At 71.0% G+C, this 20,452-nt stretch carries 18 protein-coding genes and 2 rRNA genes; 14 read left to right on the forward strand and 6 right to left on the reverse strand.

The window, feature by feature from the left end; genetic code table 11:
- The 10 genes from ACFWY9_RS26970 to ACFWY9_RS27015 all read left to right on the forward strand — a co-directional run.
- Positions 1-106, forward strand: a 23S ribosomal RNA gene (locus tag ACFWY9_RS26970); the annotation flags it as partial.
- Positions 107-171: 65 nt separating this feature from the next.
- Positions 172-288, forward strand: a 5S ribosomal RNA gene (rrf, locus tag ACFWY9_RS26975).
- Positions 289-380: 92 nt separating this feature from the next.
- Positions 381-2,045 (forward strand): hypothetical protein, encoded by a 1,665-nt coding sequence (locus ACFWY9_RS26980; protein ID WP_378324006.1) that lies wholly within the window; start codon positions 381-383, stop codon positions 2,043-2,045.
- Entirely contained in the window at positions 2,038-3,033 is a 996-nt protein-coding gene (locus tag ACFWY9_RS26985; protein ID WP_378324005.1) for an HAD-IIA family hydrolase, read from the forward strand. Before ACFWY9_RS26980 ends, ACFWY9_RS26985 begins: the two co-directional genes overlap by 8 nt.
- A gap of 43 nt (positions 3,034-3,076) precedes the next feature.
- Positions 3,077-3,298, forward strand: a complete 222-nt coding sequence (locus ACFWY9_RS26990) for a hypothetical protein (protein WP_378324003.1) — start codon at positions 3,077-3,079, stop codon at positions 3,296-3,298.
- 4 nt (positions 3,299-3,302) lie between these two features.
- Positions 3,303-4,133, forward strand: a complete 831-nt coding sequence (locus ACFWY9_RS26995; RefSeq protein ID WP_378324002.1) for a TlyA family RNA methyltransferase — start codon at positions 3,303-3,305, stop codon at positions 4,131-4,133.
- On the forward strand, positions 4,130-5,044 hold the full coding sequence (locus ACFWY9_RS27000; protein WP_378324001.1) for an NAD kinase: 915 nt from the start codon (positions 4,130-4,132) through the stop codon (positions 5,042-5,044). The genes ACFWY9_RS26995 and ACFWY9_RS27000 overlap by 4 nt, the downstream gene beginning before the upstream one ends.
- A gap of 113 nt (positions 5,045-5,157) precedes the next feature.
- Positions 5,158-6,954, forward strand: a complete 1,797-nt coding sequence (gene recN, locus ACFWY9_RS27005) for a DNA repair protein RecN (protein ID WP_378324000.1) — start codon at positions 5,158-5,160, stop codon at positions 6,952-6,954.
- Between the two features lie 208 nt (positions 6,955-7,162).
- The gene (steA, locus tag ACFWY9_RS27010; protein ID WP_378323999.1) at positions 7,163-8,347 is read left to right on the forward strand and encodes a putative cytokinetic ring protein SteA; all 1,185 of its coding nucleotides are present in this window, start codon (positions 7,163-7,165) and stop codon (positions 8,345-8,347) included.
- Positions 8,344-9,294, forward strand: a complete 951-nt coding sequence (locus tag ACFWY9_RS27015; RefSeq protein ID WP_378323998.1) for a copper transporter — start codon at positions 8,344-8,346, stop codon at positions 9,292-9,294. Before steA ends, ACFWY9_RS27015 begins: the two co-directional genes overlap by 4 nt.
- Positions 9,295-9,300: 6 nt before the next feature.
- Here ACFWY9_RS27015 and ACFWY9_RS27020 read toward each other — a convergent pair whose 3' ends face one another.
- From ACFWY9_RS27020 to ACFWY9_RS27035, 4 genes are all read right to left on the reverse strand, one after another.
- Complete coding sequence (locus tag ACFWY9_RS27020) at positions 9,301-10,500, reverse strand: cysteine desulfurase-like protein (RefSeq protein ID WP_378323997.1); 1,200 nt, start codon at positions 10,498-10,500, stop codon at positions 9,301-9,303.
- A 75-nt stretch (positions 10,501-10,575) separates the two neighbouring features.
- Positions 10,576-11,850 carry an alginate lyase family protein gene (locus tag ACFWY9_RS27025; protein WP_378340228.1) on the reverse strand — a complete coding sequence of 425 codons (1,275 nt, stop codon included), beginning with the start codon at positions 11,848-11,850 and terminating at the stop codon, positions 10,576-10,578.
- A gap of 104 nt (positions 11,851-11,954) precedes the next feature.
- Entirely contained in the window at positions 11,955-12,671 is a 717-nt protein-coding gene (locus ACFWY9_RS27030; RefSeq protein ID WP_378340229.1) for an aspartate/glutamate racemase family protein, read from the reverse strand.
- On the reverse strand, positions 12,671-14,104 hold the full coding sequence (locus ACFWY9_RS27035) for an NCS1 family nucleobase:cation symporter-1 (RefSeq protein ID WP_378340230.1): 1,434 nt from the start codon (positions 14,102-14,104) through the stop codon (positions 12,671-12,673). Before ACFWY9_RS27035 ends, ACFWY9_RS27030 begins: the two co-directional genes overlap by 1 nt.
- A gap of 251 nt (positions 14,105-14,355) precedes the next feature.
- On the opposite strand from ACFWY9_RS27035, the gene ACFWY9_RS27040 reads away from it, so the two are divergent.
- Positions 14,356-15,030 (forward strand): GntR family transcriptional regulator, encoded by a 675-nt coding sequence (locus tag ACFWY9_RS27040; RefSeq protein WP_378323992.1) that lies wholly within the window; start codon positions 14,356-14,358, stop codon positions 15,028-15,030.
- A 78-nt stretch (positions 15,031-15,108) separates the two neighbouring features.
- Here the strand turns inward: ACFWY9_RS27040 and aroA are convergent, their stop codons facing one another.
- The gene (aroA, locus tag ACFWY9_RS27045) at positions 15,109-16,404 is read right to left on the reverse strand and encodes a 3-phosphoshikimate 1-carboxyvinyltransferase (RefSeq protein WP_378323991.1); all 1,296 of its coding nucleotides are present in this window, start codon (positions 16,402-16,404) and stop codon (positions 15,109-15,111) included.
- A 104-nt stretch (positions 16,405-16,508) separates the two neighbouring features.
- Between aroA and ACFWY9_RS27050 the strand changes: the two genes are divergently transcribed.
- Positions 16,509-18,209, forward strand: a complete 1,701-nt coding sequence (locus ACFWY9_RS27050) for a CTP synthase (RefSeq protein WP_378323990.1) — start codon at positions 16,509-16,511, stop codon at positions 18,207-18,209.
- Positions 18,206-18,832, forward strand: coding sequence for an NUDIX domain-containing protein (locus ACFWY9_RS27055; RefSeq protein WP_378340231.1), 627 nt, complete (start codon positions 18,206-18,208; stop codon positions 18,830-18,832). Before ACFWY9_RS27050 ends, ACFWY9_RS27055 begins: the two co-directional genes overlap by 4 nt.
- Here the strand turns inward: ACFWY9_RS27055 and ACFWY9_RS27060 are convergent.
- The gene (locus ACFWY9_RS27060) at positions 18,829-19,335 is read right to left on the reverse strand and encodes a DUF1707 domain-containing protein (RefSeq protein ID WP_378323988.1); all 507 of its coding nucleotides are present in this window, start codon (positions 19,333-19,335) and stop codon (positions 18,829-18,831) included. The genes ACFWY9_RS27055 and ACFWY9_RS27060 overlap by 4 nt on opposite strands.
- Before the next feature lie 72 nt (positions 19,336-19,407).
- Here ACFWY9_RS27060 and xerD point away from each other — a divergent pair, with 72 nt between their 5' ends.
- Positions 19,408-20,343 carry a site-specific tyrosine recombinase XerD gene (gene xerD, locus ACFWY9_RS27065; RefSeq protein WP_378323987.1) on the forward strand — a complete coding sequence of 312 codons (936 nt, stop codon included), beginning with the start codon at positions 19,408-19,410 and terminating at the stop codon, positions 20,341-20,343.
- The last annotated feature ends 109 nt before the right edge of the window (positions 20,344-20,452 follow it).

Raw genomic sequence — 20,452 nt, forward strand, 5'->3', positions numbered from 1 at the left:
TGTGGGTTAAGGCCCCCACCAGACCAGTGGGTTGATAGGCCAGATATGGAAGCACAGTAATGTGTTGTCGAGTTGACTGGTACTAATAGGCCGAGGACTTGCCCACAAACATGCTACGCATTCACTCTACAGCTCTGAAACACCACACATGTTGTGGTTGTTTCGCAGAGTTTCGGTGGTTATAGCGTCAGGGAAACGCCCGGTCCCATTCCGAACCCGGAAGCTAAGCCTGACTGCGCCGATGGTACTGCAACCGAAGGGTTGTGGGAGAGTAGGACACCGCCGAACACCCTTTCCGTAGGGCCCGTTAGGATAGCCGATTGGCTCGCCTAACGGGCCCTACGTGTGTCTGACGAAGATTTTTCATGGCAGGAGGCCAGGTGTCCGAGTTCGGTCGACGTGACTCAGAGGATGATGGCGCGTCCGGCCGGTCGGGACGGCGGGACCACGGTTCCCGCGCTGGCCGGTCCGGTGCGCCGCAAGGGGATCGGCGTGGTGGCAGGCCGGATCGCGGCGGCCGCGACGGTGGCTACCAGGGCCGTCCGCGCCGGGACGACCGCGGCTCTCGCGGGGCGGGCGGCTACGCGGGTAAGCCCTCGCGTGGCGATGCCCCCCGCGAACAGCGCCGCGACTTCGGCGGGAAGCGCAACGAAGGCGAGCGCGGCGGCCGCTGGGAGGACCGCTCGGGCGAGCGGCGCGGTAGCGGTGACCGCTTCGACAACCGCGGTGAGAAGCGGTTCGGCGGCAGGTCGGACGAGCGTTCGGGCGGCCGTTACGAGAAACGGTCCGAGGGCGGGAGCGGTGGCCGCTTCGACGATCGCCGTTCGGGCTCGGGTCGTCCGCAGGGCAAATCGTCCTACGGCAGCCGGTCGGACGGCCCGCGGAAGTGGGAGGACCGGCCGCGCCGGGACGACGACCGCGGGGGCTACAAGGGTCGTGACGATCGCGGCCGTTCCGGTGGCTTCGACCGGTCGCGTCGTGATGACGATCGTGGTTACCAGAAGCGCGAAGACCGTGGCGGTTACCGGGGCCGCGACGATCGGGGCGGCGCGAGCGGCGGCTACGACAAACCGCGCCGCGATGATCGTGGTGGGTTCCGTGGCCGCGATGACCGGGGCGGTTCGGGTGGTGGCTTCGACCGCCCCCGTCGCGACGACGATCGCGGTTACCAGAAGCGGGACGACCGTGGCGGCTACGAGCGCAAGGACGAGCGCCGCGACGATCGCGGGCAGGGTCCGCGTCGCGAGGACCGTCCGGCTCGCGAGCGTCAGCCGCGTCGCGACCCGCGGCCCGCGTACTCCGCCAAGTCCGACGGCCCGCTCGACGACGAGGCGATGGCCCGCGAGCTGCTCGAAGCCCCGGAACTGCCGGAGGACATCGAGTACTCCGACCTCGACGAGGAAGCCCGGCGCGAACTCCGCACGCTGCCGAAGGGGCTCGCCGAGACAGTTGGCAAGCATCTGGTGGCCGCCGGCGGGCTGATCGACAGCGATCCCGAGGCCGCGCTGGAGCACGCGAAATACGCGAAGGCCAAGGCGTCGCGGGTGCCGATCGTGCGGGAGGCCCTCGGCCTCGTCGCCTATCACGCGGGCAAGTGGGCGGAGGCGCTCTCCGAACTGCGCGCGGTGCGGCGGATGACCCGCAGCGACGAGCACATCGCCATCATCGCCGACGCCGAGCGCGCGCTGGGCAGGCCCGAGCGTGCGCTGGACCTGGCGAAGGAGGCCGACAGCTCGAAGCTCGCGAAGGGCACGCAGGTCGAGCTCGCCATCGTCGCCGCGGGCGCGCGCCGCGACCTCGGGCAGCTCGACGCGGCGGTGGTCTCGCTGCAGGGCGACGACCTCCAGCCGGGCAAGCGCGACCCGTGGAGCGCGCGGCTTTTCTATGCCTACGCGGACAACCTCGTCGCGGCCGGGCGACAGGAAGAGGCGCTGCGCTGGTTCCTGAACGCCGCCGAGGCCGACGAGGACGACGAGACCGGCGCCGCCGAACGTGCCGCGGAACTGGCGAACGAGTCGAACGAGCCCAACGAGTCCGATGAGTGACGCGCTGCTCGCGGCCTACGACGCGGTGCTGTTCGACCTCGACGGCACGGTCTACCACGGCACGCGGGTCATCCCGGGCGCTCCGGAGACGTTGCGAGCGGTGCGGGATCATGGCACCGCGGTCCGGTTCGTCACGAACAACGCCTCGAAGGCGCCGGAGGACGTGGTCGCGCATCTCGCCGGGCTCGGCATGCCCGCCGAACCCGGTGAGGTGCACACCAGCGCCCAGGCCGCCGCGGTGCTGCTGAAGGAGCGGCTGGAGCCGGGGACCGCGGTTCTCGTCGTCGGCACCGAGTCGCTCGCGGCGCTGGTCGCCTCGGCCGGGTTGCGGCCGGTGCGCAGGATCGCCGACGCCGACGACATCGCCGGTGTGGTGCAGGGGCATTCCCCGGCCAACACCTGGGCGGACCTCGCCGAGGCGTGTCTCGCGATCCGCGCGGGCGCGCTGTGGGTGGCGACCAACGTCGACCCGACGCTGCCGTCGGAACGCGGCCTGTTGCCCGGCAACGGGTCCATGGCGGCCGCGCTGCGGACCGCTACCGACGTCGAACCGCTCGTCGCGGGCAAACCGGCGCCGCTGCTGTTCGACACGGCGGCGCGGACGGCGGGCGCGAACCGTCCGCTGGTCGTCGGCGACCGGCTCGACACGGACATCGCGGGTGCGGTCGCGGCGGGTGTCGACTCGCTGGTGGTGCTGTCCGGGGTGACCACGCCGGCGACCTTGCTCGCCGCGGTGGAAGCGGAGCGGCCGACCTACGTCGCCGCCGATCTCGGCGCGCTGGACCAGCGTGCCGACCAGCTCGCGATCGGGTCGCAATCCGGCTGGCAGGTCACCCACAGTGGTGACTTGCTGGCGGTGTCCGGCCAGGGTGATCCGCTCGCCCTCCTGCGCACGCTGTGCCCGGTGGCCTGGGCTTCCGGTACGACCACCGTGCGTGGGGACACCGATACGGCGCGTGCGGCGCTCGGGGAACTCGGACTGGCCTAACCGGCTTCCCGGCGGTATGAGTGCCAAGGGGTATTTTGAGTGCGTGCAGGATTACCCCAACAACCCCGTCCCGCGGCCCGTTCCGGGCCCGCCGCCCGGCGCCGGCCAGTCGGTGCCGCAGGAGATCGACCCGCGGGCCGGTATCGACGAGGCCGTGGCCGGTCTCGACGGCCTCGACGCGCTTCCTCTGGTCGAGCACGTCGACCGCTTCGACGCCGTGCACACCGAGCTGACTGTCGCGTTGTCCAGCATCGACAGGGTCTGACCGGGTGGCGAAACGGGCCCGCCTCGACGCGGAGCTGGTGCGGCGCGGCCTCGCGCGATCACGGGAGCAGGCTTCCGCGCTGATCGCGGACGGCAAGGTCACGGTGCGCGGCATGGTGGCCACCAAGCCCGCTACCGGCGTCGAGTCGGGCGCGGCGATCGTCGTCCGCGACGAGGACGACCCCGGCTGGGCCTCGCGCGGCGCGCACAAGCTGCTCGGCGCCCTCGCGGCCTTCACCCCGGACGGGCTCACCGTGGACGGCAAACGCTGCCTGGACGCCGGCGCGTCGACCGGCGGCTTCACCGACGTGCTGCTGCGCAACGGCGCCAAGTCCGTCATCGCGGCGGACGTCGGGCGCGGGCTGCTGGACTGGCGCCTGCGCACCGACGACCGGGTCGTCGTGTTGGACAAGACCAATGTACGGAATCTGACCACCGAACAGCTCGGCGGCCAGGTCGACCTCGTCGTGGGCGACCTCTCGTTCATCTCGCTCGAGCTCGTCCTGCCCGCGCTCACGGAGTGCGCGCGCGAGGGCGCCGATCTGGTGCCGATGGTGAAGCCGCAGTTCGAGGTCGGCAAGGACCGGCTGGGCAGCGGTGGCGTCGTGCGCGATCCCGGCCTGCGGGCCGAGTCGGTGCTCGGCGTGATCGAGCACGCCGCCGGGCTCGGTCTCGAGCTGCGTGGAGTCGTCGCGAGCCCGCTCCCCGGGCCCTCGGGCAACGTCGAGTACTTCGTCTGGCTGCGCAAGGCGGTGGCCGGGTCCACAGTGGACGGGGTAGACAGGGCGGAGGCCGAGCGGCTCGTCCGAACCGCGGTCCAGGAAGGGCCTCAATGACCACCGAACGTGAGGTGCTGCTCGTCGTGCACCCGGACCGGGACGCCACCCGGGAGGCCGCGCGCGAGGTGTCCGCGCGGCTGGCCAAGGCGGGGATCCGGCTGCGGGTCATCGAGGAGGACGTGCGGCATCTGATCGACCCGGACGGCGGCGTCGGCTCGATGTGCACCGTGCTCGCGCCCGAGGGCGACCCTGCCGCGGGCACCGAGCTGGTGCTGGTGCTCGGCGGGGACGGCACGCTGCTGCGGGCCGCCGAGCTCGCCCGGCCCGCGGGGGTGCCCGTCCTCGGGATGAACCTCGGCAGGGTCGGCTTCCTCGCCGAGGCCGATTCCGACGCGCTCGCGGATACCGTGCAGCGTGTGGTCGACCGCGACTACCACGTCGAAGAGCGGATGACCGTGGACGTCTCGGTGACCGTGCACGGCGTCGAAGTCGCCCGTACCTGGGCGTTGAACGAGGCCAGCGTGGAGAAGAGCACCCGGGAGCGGGTGCTGGACGCGCTCATCGAGGTCGACGGCAGACCGGTGTCCGCCTTCGGCTGCGACGGTGTGTTGTGCGCGACACCCACCGGTTCGACCGCGTACGCGTTCTCGGCGGGCGGCCCGATCATCTGGCCGGACGTCGAGGCGCTGCTGGTCGTGCCGAGCAACGCGCACGCGATGTTCGCTCGCCCGCTGGTGGTCTCACGGGACTCGGTGATCACCGTCGGCATCGACCCCGACGGCTCCTCTGCCGTACTGACCTGCGACGGGACCCGGCATCTGGATCTGCCGCCTGGCGCGCGGGTGACGGTCGTGTGCGGGCGGGTCCCGGTGCGGCTGGTGCGGCTGTGGGACGGCCCGTTCACCGACCGGCTGGTGCACAAGTTCTCCCTGCCGGTCAAGAGCTGGCGCGAGCGCCACGACCGCTGACTCCGCCGCTCGCGGCGCGCGAACGGAGTTTTCCCGGCTTTTTTCGCAAGGAATTCGCCGTTCATGGCGAGCGAGCGCGCACGTGGTCGGTGCGTGCCGCTACGGTAGGCGTCGTGCTGGCCGAGATGCGCATCCAGGGCCTCGGAGTGATCGAGGACGCCCTGCTGGAACTGCACCCGGGCTTCACCGTCGTCACCGGTGAGACGGGTGCGGGCAAGACCATGGTGGTGACCGGGCTGCACCTGCTCTCCGGCGGCCGGGCCGAGGTCTCGAAGGTGCGGACGGGCACGCTCAAGGCGTTCGTCGAGGGCCGGTTCACCCTCACCGGCGCCGAGGCGGCGAGCCGGATCGTCACCGACGCCGGTGCCGACATCGACGAGGACGGCAGCGTCATCGCGCTGCGGTCGGTCGCGGTCGACGGGCGCTCCCGCGCCCACCTCGGCGGCCGGTCGGTGCCGGTCGGGGTGCTCGCGGACCTGTCCGAGCAGGTGATCGCCGTGCACGGGCAGAACGACCAGCTCCGGCTGCTGCGCCCGGCCGAACAGCGCGCGGTGATCGACCGGTTCGCCGGGGACGCCGTCGCCGAACCGCTCCAGACCTACCGGGAGATCCGGGACGAGTGGCTCGCGGTGATCGCCGAGCTGGCCGAGCGGTCGAGCCGGTCGCGTGAGCTGGCGCAGCAGGCCGATCTGCTCCGCCACGGGCTCACCGAGATCGACGCCGTCGCGCCGGAGCCGGGGGAGGACGTCGAGCTCACCGAGCAGATCAAGCGGCTGGCCGCGGTCGACGAGCTGCGCGCGTCGGCCACCGAGGCACACAACGCGGTCTCGGGCTCGGCGGACGGTGATCCGGACGCGCCCGGCGCGCTCGGGCTGGTGGGCGAGGCGGTCCGCCGGTTGTCCACGGCCGAGGACGCGGTACTGCGCGATCTGGTGCCACGGCTCGAAGAGGCGTCGGTGCTGCTGTCCGACGCCGGAGCCGAACTGGGCGGCTACATCGAGTCGCTCGACGCCGATCCGGCGTTGCTGGAGAAGGTGCTCGCCCGGCAGGCCGACCTCAAACGGCTCACCCGCAAGTACGCCGCGGACGTCGACGGGGTGCTCGCCTGGGCCGAGGACGCCCGGCTGCGGCTGTCCACGATGGACACTTCGGAGGAGGCGCTGGCCGAGCTGGCCACCCGCCGGGACGAACTGGCCGGGAAGCTGACGGGGTACGCGGCCGAGGTCTCCGCCGCGCGTGGCAAGGCGGCGGCGGAACTCGCGACGGCCATCACCGCCGAACTGTCCGGCCTCGCGATGGGCCAGGCCGAGATCGAGGTGACCGTCGAACAACGTCCGGCCGAGCACGGTGACCGCCAGGCGCTGACGCTCGACGGCCGCGCGGTGCACGCCGGGCCCGACGGCATCGACGACGTCGAGCTGCTGCTGCGCGCGCACGACGGCGCCCCGGCGCTGCCGGTGCACAAGGCGGCGTCCGGTGGTGAGCTGTCCCGGGTCATGCTCGCCATCGAGGTGGTGCTCGCGCACGCGGACACAGTGCAGACGCTGGTGTTCGACGAGGTCGACGCCGGGGTCGGCGGCCGCGCCGCGGTCGAGATCGGCCGCAGGCTCGCCCGGCTCGCGCGGACCCACCAGGTCCTCGTGGTGACCCACCTGCCGCAGGTCGCGGCCTACGCCGATCAGCATCTGGTCGTCGACAAGGGCACCAGCGGTGGCGTCACCCGCAGCGGCGTGAAAACGCTCGAACAGCCCGAGCGGGTGCGGGAACTGGCGCGCATGCTCGCCGGAATGGACGGGACCGAGACCGGCCGCGCCCACGCGGAGGAACTCCTCGCGGCCGCGGAATCCGATAAGAAAGCACCCGTGAAACGGCCGAAGCGCGGCGGAAAGAAGAGCAAATCGAGCGCGTGAGATAGCTGCGCGCGGCTTACCAATGAGACCGAAAGCAGGCCCGGCTCGCGAAGTCGGCCGACCTGCATGAGCCGCTTGCTTTCGGTCGGTTTGGTATCTATCGGCGCAGTCGCGCCCGTCGAAAAGTTGCCATCCTCACCGCAATGAGTCATGCCTGTTACGGCGTGGCGTGCGACGTCTCACGCGCAAATTTGTCACCATCGGCAACATGAAGCTCACCGGTCTGCTCACGCGGAACAACGAGGCCCTTCCCGGGATCACCGGCGTCGCACGGGTCGACCGCCGCACCCGGGAGCTGCTGCGCCGGATCAGTCCCGGCGACATCGTCGTGCTCGACCAGCTCGACCTCGACCGCGCGACGGCCGACGCGCTGGTGGAGGCCGAGGTCGTCGGCGTGGTCAACGCCTCGCCCTCGATCTCCGGCAGGTTCCCCAACCTCGGCCCGGAGATCCTGCTCGGCGCGGGGATCCCGCTCATCGACTCCGTCGGCGGCGACCTGCTGCGCACGGTCAAGGACGGCACCAAGCTCCGGCTGCACGACGGCGTCGTCTACGTCGGTGAGCGTCAGATCGCCTCCGGGATCGAGCAGACGGCGGAAAGCGTCGCCGATCAGATGATCGAGGCCAAGGCCGGGATGTCGACCCAGCTGGAAGCGTTTTCGGCGAACACCATCGAATTCCTGCGTCGCGAGCGCACCCTGATCCTGGACGGCGTCGGCGTCCCGGAACTGCAGGTGTCGCTGCGCGACCGGCACGTCCTGGTGGTGGCGGGCGGCACCGGGCACGCCGAGGACCTCAAGCACCTCAAGAAGTACATCGCCGAGCACCGGCCCGCGCTGATCGGCGTGGACGCCGGGGCGGACACGCTGCGCGCGCAGGGCTACAGGCCCGACGTCATCGTCGGTGACCCGCACGGCATCGGCGCGGAAACGCTGCGCACCGGCGGCGAGGTCGTCGTGCCCGCGCAGCCGGACGGGCACGCTCCCGGCGTCGAGCGCATCCAGGACCTCGGCATCGGCGCGGTGACGTTCCCGGCGTCGGGCAATTCCGAGGATCTCGCCCTGCTGCTGGCCGACGCGCACGGCGCGAGTCTGGTCGTCACCGTGGGATTCCAGGCCACGCTGCGGGAATTCCTCGATCACGGCCGGTCGGGGTCCAACCCGTCGACGTTCCTCACCCGGCTCAAGCTGGGCACGAAACTGGTGGACGGCAAGGCGGTCGCCACCCTGCACCGCAGCCGGGTCTCGCTCGGGGCCATCGCGCTGCTCGTCCTCGCGGCCGTCGTGGTGGTGGTCGCGGCGCTGCTCGTCTCCGATGTGGGCTCGGTCTACCTGGACTGGATCCGCCACACCTGGAACTCGTTCATCGGCTGGGTCAAGGGGCTCTTCACGTGATTTCGCTGCGGTACCACGTCGTTTCCATCGCCGCCTGCTTCCTGGCACTGGCCGTCGGGGTGGTGCTCGGTTCGACGGCGCTCAACGGCAGCCTGCTGTCGGGGCTTTCGGACCAGAAACAGGATCTCGGCAAGCAGGTCTCCGACCTCGAGGCACAGCGCAACGCGCTCAACGCGCGGCTGGCCGACGCGGACGCGTTCGCGGGCGCGACCGGGGCGAAGGTCGTCGCCGGGGCGCTGGACAAGCGATCGGTGGTCCTGGTGACCACAGAGGACGCTCGTCCCGCCGACCGCGACGCGCTCAAGAAGCTCATCGGGGAGTCCGGGGCCTCGGTCACCGGTGAGGTCCAGCTGACCGGGATGTTCACCGACCCGGCGAAGACCGATCAGCTGCGCGACGTCGTCACGCGGCTGCAGCCGGCGGGCTCGAAGTTCCCGACGGCGGGCGACTCCGGCACGCTCGCCGGCGCGCTGCTCGGTTCGACGCTGTTGCTGGACAAGGCCAGCGCCAAGCCGCAGTCGACGCCCGCCGAACTGGCGGCCGCGCTCGGCGGGCTCACCGACGGTGGTTTCGTGAAGCCCAGCCAGGACGTCAAACCCGCTCAGCTCGCGGTGGTGCTCACCGGGGCGCAGGCCTCCGGCGACGGCGCGGGCGACCGCGCGGCCGCCATCGCCCGCTTCGCCGCGCAGCTCGACCGTTCCGGTGCGGGCACGGTGCTGGCGGGCAACCCGGGTTCGGCAGGCGGCGCGGGCGCGCTCGGCGTCGCCAGGGCCGACACCGCCATCACGTCGATCCTGTCCACAGTGGACAACGCGGACTCGGCCGCGGGCCGGATCAGCACGATCCTCGCCCTGAAGGAACAGCTCGACGGCGGTTCCGGCCGGTACGGCATCGCGGGCAACGCCCAGGCGCCCGCGCCCGGCGTGGGCAACGCCAGCGGTAACTAGGGTCCGTTACAGGAAAGTGGAAAGGCCGTCGAGCAGCCGGTCGACGTCGTCGGTGTTGTTGTACGGCGCGAGCCCGACCCGCAATGCGGGAGCGGACAGCTTCAGCGTGGCGAAGGCTTCGGGGGAGTAGAACGATCCCGCTACGGCGACGACGTTCCGCTCGGCGAGGTGCAGCTGCGCCGCCCGCTCGCGGCCGTCGAGGCCCATCAGTATGGTCGGGGTGCGATCGTCCGCCTTCGAATGGATGGTGACCGCTCCTGCCCAGCCGTGGAGCCCCTTTTCCACCCTGGCACGCAGTTCGAGTTCGTGGTCGTGCACCGAGCGCAGCGAATGTGTCAATCGTTCCCTGCGCGTGCTGCCCGTGCCGGGGTCGACCCCGGCGAGGAAGTCCACCGCGGCGGTCGCTCCCGCCAGGATTTCGTACGGCAGCGTCCCGAACTCGAAGCGCTCCGGCCCGGCATCCGGGGACGGCGCCAGCTTGTCCGGGCGGAGGGTTTCGAGGAGCGCGGGCGACGCGGCGAGCACACCGCAGTGCGGGCCGAGGAACTTGTACGGCGAGCAGACGAAGAAGTCCGCTCCCAGCGCTGACACGTCCACCAGCTGATGTGGCGTGTGGTGCACTCCGTCGACGTACACCAGGGCACCGGCGTCGTGGGCCAGATCGGCGATCCGGCGGACGGGCGGCTTGGTGCCGAGAAGGTTCGAAGCGGCGGTGACCGCGACCAGGCGTGTCCGGTCCGAGAGGACGCGGACGAAGGAATCGAGGTCGAGTTCCGTGGTCTCGGCGTCGATCTCGATCCAGCGGACGAGTGCACCGGCCCGTTCGGCCGCCTGCATCCAGGGGCGGATGTTGGAGTCGTGGTCCAGACGGCTGAGGACGATCTCGTCCCCCGCGTGCCAGGTTTTGGCCAGGTGCCGGGAGAAGTCGTAGGTGAGCTGGGTGGCACTGCGGCCGTGGACGATGCCTGCGGGCGGGACGCCGAGCAGGTCGGCGTAGGCGGCGCGGAAGCCCGCGACCGCGTTCTCGGCATTGAGCTCCGACGGGCTGCCCCCGCCGCCCAGGTTGGACAGCGGGCCGGTCATCGTTGCGAAGATGGCTTCGGCGACGGGCCGGGGAGTCTGCGTTCCGCCTGGGCCATCGAAGAAAGCGGCCCCCTTGGCGAGAGCGGGGAAGTGGGCTCGGAGGGCGTCGACGTCGAAGGTCATGCCTCGACTCTGGCATCCGGCACTTGAGTGCGTAAATGCTTCGCGGCCGGGACTGCCGCCGACGCCCTCCTGGCCTCACTTCGCCGGCAGATTGAGTGAGACGCAGGCCGGGCGTATCGGCCACAGGTCACCGCCCGGCGGCGCGGGGACCTGCTTCAGCGCCGCCGCCGCTTGCGGGTCGTGCCCCTGTTCCGCCGCGGCGTGCAGGACGTCCACCGCGATCCACTGGTCGAACGGGCCGATTTCCTCGTGCGGCCAAGCACTCTTCCCGTGGACCGCGCCGGGGATGAGGTAGTCGACGGCCTTGCGCAGGCTGCCGCCGCCCGGCGCCTGGTACGACCACAGATCCACGCCGACGTGCCTGCCGATCTCGGCGAGCCTGCCCAGCGCGGTCAGGTTGAAGTTCGAGTAGTGCCACGTCTTCGTGCGGGACAGCTCCAGCGGCTGGCTGCCGTCGGCGGCGATCTGCCTGCCGATCCGTTCGGTCTTCGCGGTGTCCACTATGGACCTCGCGAGGTCGCGTTCGCCGATGTACAGGGCGATCGCGGCGTTCTGCATGTCGAGGAACGTGCCGTGGTTGTTGGTGGCGGCGAGTTCCTTCGTGGCCTGCGGACTGGTCCGCATCCAGTCGAGGTACCGGGTGAGCCACTTCCTGACGTCTGCGCGGTCCTTGCCGTTCCAGCCGGGGGCACCGGCGTCGAGGACGGCGAACGCGTCGACGACCGATGTGAACGACTGCGTGGAGTCGATGATCCCGGTCCCGCGAACGTCGGTGCGGCAGGGGATCAACTGCGCGTAGGTCATGTTCGGGTTCATCCGGGTCGCCGGATCGAGGAACCAGGCGCGCACGGCGGACTCCGCGTGCTCGGCGTACTTCCGGTCGCCGGTGTAGTACCAGGCCAGTGCAAGGGCCGGGATGGCCTCGAACGCGCGGCCGCGTTCGGTGTGATCGCTGATCGCGTCGGCCTCGGGATTGCGCTCGCCGTCGCGCTGGACGTACGGGCAGCCCTGCGGATTGTCGGGCGTCCGTGGCTTGCTCGCCCACCAGTACGGCGCCTGGCTGAGGTAGTCGTGCTTGTCGCCGCTGGGCGGTGTCTGCTGCTTGTGGGTCACCGCCCATGGCGCGTCACCGAGGAAACCGTCCGCTTTGGACAGCAATCCCTTGAGCGCGTCCCGCTGAGCGGGAGTGGCCGTGCCGGTTCTGAGGCCGGATCTGATCTTGGCGAGCTGGACGCCGTCCATGACCACCGTGCGGGGGATCGGGGCCGCTTCCGCTGTGCCGCTCACCGGCATCAGCGCGAGACCCGCGGTGAGCACCGCCGTGCCCAGCGTCCGTAGCTGCTTTCGCACCTGTGACCGCCCTTTCCGTGTTCCGGGGACGCCGAAGTCCCCACGAGCAGCCGGGCGGCGAGCGGCTGTGGCGGAGGAATTCTGCGGTCTGCGCGGCCCGGGTGTCAATCGGCGACGGGCGGCCAGACACGGCGTTTTTCGAGCGGCCGGGCGTACGAACCAGCCCGGCTGGTCCTGAGTCCCAGCGCTACCAGGGACTCCGCGAGCCGGACCGCGGCGGCGACGCCGTCGATGACCGGGATGTCCAGCATGGCCCCGATCCTGCGGTCCAGCCCGGTCATCCCCGCGCAGCCGAGCACCAGCACCTCGGCACCGGCGTCGCGGGCGCGGCGGCCGGCGGTGAGCAGCGCCGACTCGGTGCGGTGTTCGTCGGCCAGTTCGAGCACGCCGAGCCCGGCCCCGAAGACGGCGACGCAGTTGCTCGCCACTCCGGCCGTGTGCAGGCTGTCCTCGATCAGCCCGCACGTTCTGTCCAAAGTGGTCACCACGCCGTAGCGCCTGCCGAGCAGACAGGCCAGATGCGCGGCGGCCTCGGTGATGTCGACGACGGGGACGTCGAGCAGCTCTCGCGCGCCCTCCCTGCCGTGCTCGCCGAATCCCGCCAGCACGACAGCGTCGAACGGGTCCTCGATGCCGCGCAGCAGATCGAGGACCGCGGCGGCGGACAGGAAGCTGTCGAGCCAACCCTCGGCGGATTCCGGTCCCCAGCGCGGGGTTCTGGCCAGGATTTCGGTGCCGGGGCTCGCGGCGGCCCGCGCCCCGGCTTCGATCTCCTTCGTCATCGCTTCGGTCGTGTTGCAGTTGGTGACGAGGATGCGCATCAGTGCGCCCTGGAGACCGCGCGGTACAGCAGCGCGGCCGAAGCGGTGCCGATGAACCACGAGTACGGCGCGGCCGGGGCGAACACGGGTACGAGCGCGATCACGGCGGACAGGGCGGCGGTCGGCAGGAACGTGACGAGCGCCCGCGGGTTGACGCCCCGGCGGTAGTGGTACGGCGAGGAGGAATCGGCGACGAACAACGCGTCGACGTCGACCTTGCCGCGCCGGATCAGGTAGTAGTCGACGATCATGATCCCGAACAGCGGGCCGAGGAACGCGCCGAGCCCGCCGAGGAAGTAGTTGACCACCGCGGGGGAGGAGTACAGCTTCCAGGGCAGCACGCACAGCGCGGCGACGGCGCTGATCATGCCGCCGACGGTGAAACTGATCCGCTTCGGCCAGATGTTGGCCAGATCGTAGGCGGGCGAGACGAAGTTGGCGACGATGTTGACGCCCATGGTGGCGACCGCGAACGTCAGCGCCCCGGCGATCAGCACCGGCGTGCTGTGCACCCTGGCCAGCAGCGCCGCCGGGTCGGTGATGGCCTCGCCGAACACCTGCAGGCTGCCGGCGGTGATGAACACCGAGAGCAGCGCGAACGCCGTCGAGTTGATCGGCAGGCCCCAGAAGTTCCCGCGCCGCACCGTTTTCTGGTCCGGGGCGAAGCGGGAGAAGTCGCAGAAGTTCAGCATCAGCGTGCCGTAGATGGACAGGATCAGCCCGACGGCGCCGAACCACTGCCGGAACTGCTCCCCTGTGGACAGTGCCTTCGGGTTGCTGGTGAGCGAAATGTTCCAGTGGCCCGCGGCGAGGATCCACACCGCGAGCGCGAGCATCACGACCCAGATCGCGGGCCCGCACCAGTCCTGGAACCGGCGCACCGACTCCATGCCCCTGGTCAGGATCAGCGCCTGGACGAGCCACAGCGCGAGGAAACAGGCCCAGCCGAGCGCGTGCAGGCCGAGGAAACCGTGCTCGGTCCAGGGTTTCAGGCCCGGATCGATGGCGAGCACCAGCACGGTGATGGCGACCGAGGCGAGGTAGGTTTGGATGCCGTACCAGAAGATCGCGATGACCGCGCGGATGAGCGCGGGCAGGTTGGCGCCGAACGTGCCGAAGCTGATCCGCGCGACGACGGGGAACGGCACGCCGGTGCGCTGCCCGATCCGGCCCATCAGGTTCATGCCGACGTAGATCAGGACGAACCCGAACAGCAGCGCGGTGAACACCTGCCACGCCGAGAGCCCGAGCACGAACAGGCCTGCCGCGAAGGTGTAGTTGCCGAGGTTGTGCACGTCGGACATCCACAGCGCGAAGATGTCGTACACCTTCCAGCGGCGTTCCTTCGCGGGCGCGAGGTCGGCGTTCCACAGGCGCGGATCGGGGGACGTCGGGGGCGGTCCGGCGGCGTGGGCGAGCGGGGCGGCGGTCATGGGTGCCTCCGATCGACGTGCGAGGACGGCGATTTGGTATCCCAAAAATTGGTATCCCAAATATCACCCCGTCGTTCCCGTCCGTCAAGGCTCCCGGCGATAAACTCCTGTTACCAATCCGACCAAAAGCGGGCGGACACGGGCCGCAGCCGACCTGCTCGCAGGTACCCGTTTCCGCCGTGACTGTGGTCGGATTGGTAACGAGCGGCACAGCACGGCTCGCTACGCGGGCATTGAACGAGAGGGGCTCGATGAGCACGTCGGCGGGCATGCCGCAGCCGCTGGCCGCCACCCGGCAGCGGGTGCGCGACGAACTGCGCGAGCGGATCCTGACCGGCAGGCTCCGGCCGGGGGACCGGCTGGTGGAGCGCGAGCTGGCCGAGGACCTCGGCGTGTCGCGGGTGCCGGTGCGTGAGGCCATCCGCAGCCTCGAAGCCGAGGGCTTCCTGGCCGTCCAGTCCCCGCGGCGGGTGGTGGTGCGGCAGCTGGCGCGAGTGGACGTCGAGGAACTGTTCGACGTCCGCGAGGCGCTCGAAGGACTCGCGGCCGGGCTGGCTGCGGAGCGCGCGACCCCGGCGGATCTCAAACGGCTGGAGCGCGCGCTCGAAGCCGCCGCGAAGGCCACGGTGCGCGGCGACGGCACCCGGATCGCGGCGCTGAACGTCCGGTTCCACGACGAGATCGTGGCGATCGCGGGCAACACGCTGCTCTCGACCGTGCTGCAGCCGCTTGAAGGCCGGTTGCGCTGGCTGACGAGCCAGAACGAGCACTGGGCCGATCTGCTCGGCGAACACCGGCGGCTGTACGAGGCCATCGCGTCGGGGGACGCCGAGCGCGCCAGGACGACCGCGGCCGAGCACGTCCGGGTCAACCGGGAGGTCACCCTCACGACGTTGTTCGCCGACGAGGATCGCGTCACCGGCTGACCCGGACTCGTGTGATCGGGCACGGAACTCGCGTGATCGGGCACGGAACTCGCGTGATTGGGGGGAGATCTCGCGTGATCAGCCGAGCATCGTGGTCCAGGTGCTGGTGAACTCGGGGAAGGTTTTTCCCACGGTGGCGGGGTTTTCGACCTCGACGCCGTCGACGCGCAGGCCGAGGAGCGCGGCCGCCATCACCAGCCGGTGGTCTTCGTAGGTGTGGAACAGCCCGCCGTGCAAGGGGGCCGGGGTGATCCGCAGGCCGTCGTCCGTTTCGGACACCGAACCGCCGAGTGCCGAAAGTTCGGTGGCGAGTGCGGTCAGCCGGTCGGTCTCGTGCCCGCGCAGGTGCGCGACGCCGGAGATCACCGACGGGCCCTCGGCGAAACACAGCAGGGCCGCGATCACCGGGGTCAGCTCGCCGACCTCGTGCAGGTCCAGTTCGACGCCGGGGATCGTCTCGCCGCCGGTGACCGTCAGGCCCGAGGCGTCGAGACGCACCGTCGCGCCGAGCGCGGGCAGCAGCGTGCGCAGCCAGTCGCCCGGCTGGGTCGTGTGCTCCGGCCAGCCCGCGAGGCGCAGGGTGCCGCCGGTCAGCAGAGGCGCGAGCACGAACGGCGCCGCCGTCGACAGGTCGGGCTCCACCACGTACCCCGGGCACGAGAGTTTCGTCGGCTCCACGCGGAATTCGGTGCCGTCACGCTCCACCACCGCGCCGAAGCGGCGCAGCATGTCCATCGTCATCGCGATGTGCGGTTCGCTCGGCGGGGTGCCGCCGACGAGCCGGACCGTGACGCCTTGTTCGAAGGCGGGCGCCGCCAGCAGCAACGCGGACAGGAACTGGCTCGACGCCGAGGAGTCGAGGTTCACCGTGCCGCCCCGCAGCCCGCCCTCGCCGTGCACGGTGAACGGCGGCGCGCCGCGGCCGTCGTCGTCGATGCGGGCGCCGAGCGCGCGCAGCGCGTCCAGCAACGGCCCGATCGGGCGCCGCCGGATGGCTTCGTCGCCGTCGAAGAGGACCGGGGCGAACCCGAGCGAGGCCAGCGCCGGGGTGAACCGCGCGACCGTGCCCGCGTTGCCCAGCGTGACCGTGACCGGCTCACCGCGGCCCGAGCCTGCCGCCGCGATCGGGTGCACGAGGACGCCGTCGGTGGTCGCCTGGGAACGGGCGCCGAGCGCGGACAGCGCGCCGAGCATGAGCCGGGCGTCCCGCGAATCCAGTGGCTGCCGGATCCGGGTCGGCGCCCCGGCCAGCGCGGCGAGTACGTAGGCCCGGTTGGTGATCGACTTCGAGCCGGGGACGCGCACCTCGGCGTCCAGCGGGCCCTCGGCGGTCGGTGCGGTCCACCGGTCTTCGGCTGCGTTCACGTCAGTCACGATGGTGAGCTTAGTAGTCCCGACACGCGCGGTGACGACCCGATATGGGCTCTTCGCGCATGGCTGCCGAGCGGATCGGCAAGCGTGAGATAAGGTGGAGGCCCGTGGGACTTCAGTCGCGGGCAACCAAGTATGTCTTTGTCACCGGAGGCGTCGCCTCCTCTCTGGGTAAGGGACTCACGGCTTCCAGCCTGGGTCAGCTCCTTACCGCACGTGGGCTCCGGGTCACGATGCAGAAGCTGGATCCATACCTCAATGTGGACCCCGGCACGATGAACCCGTTCCAGCACGGTGAGGTGTTCGTCACCGACGACGGCGCCGAGACCGATCTGGACATCGGGCACTACGAACGTTTTCTCGACCGCGACCTCGACGGCAAGGCCAACGTCACGACCGGTCAGGTCTACTCCGAGGTGATCGCGAAGGAGCGTCGCGGCGAATACCTCGGCGACACGGTGCAGGTCATCCCGCACATCACCGACGAGATCAAGTCCCGGATCACCGCGGCCGCGCAGGCGGACGAGTCCGGCCAGGCGCCGGATGTGGTGATCACCGAGGTGGGCGGCACGGTCGGCGACATCGAGTCGCTGCCGTTCCTCGAGGCGTGCCGCCAGGTCCGCCACGACGTCGGCCGTGACCAGTGCTTCTTCCTGCACGTCTCGCTGGTGCCGTACCTGGCGCCGTCGGGCGAGCTGAAGACCAAGCCGACCCAGCACTCGGTCGCCGCGCTGCGCAACATCGGTATCCAGCCCGACGCGCTGGTCTGCCGGGCCGACCGCGAGATCCCCGAGGACCTCAAGCGCAAGATCGGCCTGATGTGCGATGTGGACACCGAGGCCGTCATCGCCTGCCCCGACGCCCCGTCGATCTACGACATCCCGAAGGTGCTGCACAGCGAGGCGCTCGACGCCTACGTCGTGCGCCGCCTCGGCCTGCCGTTCCGCGACGTGGACTGGACGGTGTGGGGCGATCTGCTCGACCGCGTGCACAACCCGGCCGAGACCGTGCGGATCGCGGTGGTGGGCAAGTACATCGACCTGCCCGACGCGTACCTCTCGGTCACCGAGGCGCTGCGGGCGGGCGGGTTCGCCCACCGCGCCAAGGTGGAGATCGTCTGGGTCGCCTCCGACGACGCGCAGACCGCGTCCGGCGCCGCCTCCGTGTTGTCCGATGTGGACGGTGTGCTGATCCCCGGCGGGTTCGGCATCCGCGGTATCGAGGGCAAGGTCGGCGCGGTCGAGTACGCGCGCAAGCACGGCCTGCCGCTGCTCGGGCTGTGCCTTGGCCTGCAGTGCATCGTGATCGAGGCGGCCCGGCACCTGGCCGGCGTCGAGGGCGCGAACTCCGCCGAGTTCGACGAGAACACCGCGCATCCGGTGATCTCGACCATGGCCGACCAGCGTGACGTCGTCGCGGGGGAGCGGGACATGGGCGGCACCATGCGGCTCGGCGCGTACCCGGCGAAGCTCAAGCCGGGCTCGCAGGTCGCGAAGGCGTACGGCAGCACGGAGGTCTCCGAGCGGCACCGCCACCGTTACGAGGTCAACAACGCTTACCGCAAGCGGCTTTCCGAGGCGGGGCTGGTGTTCTCCGGCACCTCGCCCGACGATCGCCTCGTCGAGTTCGTCGAGCTGCCCGCCGACGTGCACCCGTTCTTCGTCGGCACGCAGGCGCACCCCGAGCTCAAGAGCCGCCCGACCCGGCCGCACCCGCTGTTCGGCGCGTTCGTCAAGGCCGTGGTGGACCGCAAGGTCGCCGAGCGGCTGCCGGTCGAGCTGCCGGAGACCCCGGTGGCGGCCCGGTGACCGAGCCAGGGACGCACGAGTTCACCGTCGCGGGCAGCCGCGACGTCCACATCGGACGCGTGGTGGGCCTGCGGATCGACGACGTCGTGATGCCGGGCGGGACCCCCGCGACGCGCGAGGTGATCGAACACCTCGGCGCGGTCGCGGTGGTCGCGCTCGACGCGGGCGGCGCGGTCACGCTCGTCCACCAGTACCGCCATCCGATCGGGCGGCGGCTGTGGGAACTGCCCGCCGGGCTCATCGACCACGAGGGCGAGGATCCGGTCGGGACCGCGCGGCGCGAGCTGGTCGAGGAGGCCGGGCTCGCGGCGGCGGACTGGTCGACGCTGGTGGACGTCGCGGCCTCGCCGGGGTTCACCGACGAGGTGGTGCGTGTCTTCCTGGCCCGCGATCTGTCCGAAGTGGACCGAGAGGTGCTCGGCGAGGAGGAGGCGGATCTGGTGATCCGCCGCTTTCCGCTGGCCGAGGCGGTGCGGATGGCGTTGTCCGGCGAACTGGTCAACGGGGCGACGGTCGGCGGGGTCCTCGCCGCGCACGCCGTCGTCACCGGGGCGGCCGCGCCCCGCCCGGCCGATGCGCCGTGGCGGGACCGCCCCACTCGCTTCGCCGCCCGCGAGCGCTAATCCCGGAGGCGGCGGCCGTGGTTGTCGAAGCCGCCGTTGGCGAGCAGGACGATGCCGTCGATGATCGGCCAGAGCGCGCCGAAGCCCGCGGTGATGACGAACACGACGAACTGCAGCACGGCGATCCCGACGTGCCCGGTGTAGAGGCGGCCGCTGCCGAAGGGGAGCACGATCTGGAGGATCCCGGCGACCATCCGGGACTTCGGCGAGTACGGGACCGGCGGCGGCTGCCACGGGACGGCGGCGGGCAGGCCGTTCGCCGCGGGCGGCGGGTACGGCAGCGGGTGCTCGATGCGCAGGGGCGGGGCCAGGAAAGCCGGGTGCGGGGCGGGCAGATCGGTGAACAGCGGGCGCAGCTCGGCCCGCGTGGTCGCCGCGTACGCGCCGGTCACCCGGGTTTCGTACTCGTCGGGCGTCAGCCTGCCCTGGCTGAAGTGCTCGGCGAGCAGCCGCGCCGACTCCTCGCGCTCGGCGGTGCCGATGCGCAGGTCGTCGTGGTCCATTCTTCACGGTACCTCGGGAAGGCTCCGGCCGGTCGGGACCGGAACCGGCTCGCGGAGTCCTAAGGTGTCCCCGTGGCAGGCGCGGGGAGCAGGGCAGTGGCCGACGCGATCGCCGCGTATCTCGACCATCTGACCGTCGAGCGCGGCACCGCGCGCAACACGCTGGACAGCTACGCCCGCGACCTCCGCCGCTACGCCGCTCACCTCGACAGCGCGGGCGTGACAGGGTTCGGCGACGTCACTTCGGCGCACATCACCGCGTTCGGCGCGGCGTTGCGGGAAGGCGACGAAGAACACCGTCCGCTGGCGGCGTCTTCGGCGGCACGGGCGCTTGTCGCGGTCCGGGGGCTGCACAAGTTCGCCTACGCCGACGGCATCACCGAGCACGACCCGGCCCGCGAGGTCCGCCCACCGACGCCCGCGAAGCGGCTGCCCAAGGCGCTACCGGTCGCGGATGTGCTGCGACTGCTGGAAACCCCGCCGCCCGACGGCGAGCGCCCGCTGCGCGACCGCGCGCTGCTGGAGCTGCTGTACTCCACCGGCGCCCGGATCTCCGAGGCGGTCGGGCTCGACGTCGACGACATCGACGAGGCCGAACGCACCGTGCTGCTCGACGGCAAGGGCGGGAAACAGCGGCTGGTGCCGATCGGCCGCCCCGCGCTCGCCGCCGTCGACGCCTACCTCGTGCGGGCCCGGCCCGCGCTGGCGGCACACGGAAGGGGGACGCCGGCGATGTTCCTCAACGCCCGAGGCAGCAGGCTGTCACGGCAGAGCGCGTGGCAGGTGCTCAAGGACACCGCCGAGCGCGCGGGCATCTCGGCCGCCGTCTCACCGCACACGCTGCGCCACTCGTTCGCCACGCATCTGCTGGAGGGCGGTGCCGACGTCCGGGTGGTCCAGGAACTTCTCGGCCACGCCTCGGTGACCACTACGCAGGTGTACACGCTCGTCACGGTCAACACACTTCGCGAGGTCTACGCCACCGCGCATCCGCGCGCACTGGGCTGAACGGCGCAAAGGACTTCGCACGGTGCGGAAGAGATCGCCCCATCGCGGTCGGCGAGCCGCTTTGGCAGCGCCGCGAATTCCCGCATAGGCTGCCGAGGACTCTGCCGAA

This window comes from Amycolatopsis sp. NPDC059027 (genome assembly GCF_042739735.1).
GTDB lineage: Bacteria > Actinomycetota > Actinomycetes > Mycobacteriales > Pseudonocardiaceae > Amycolatopsis.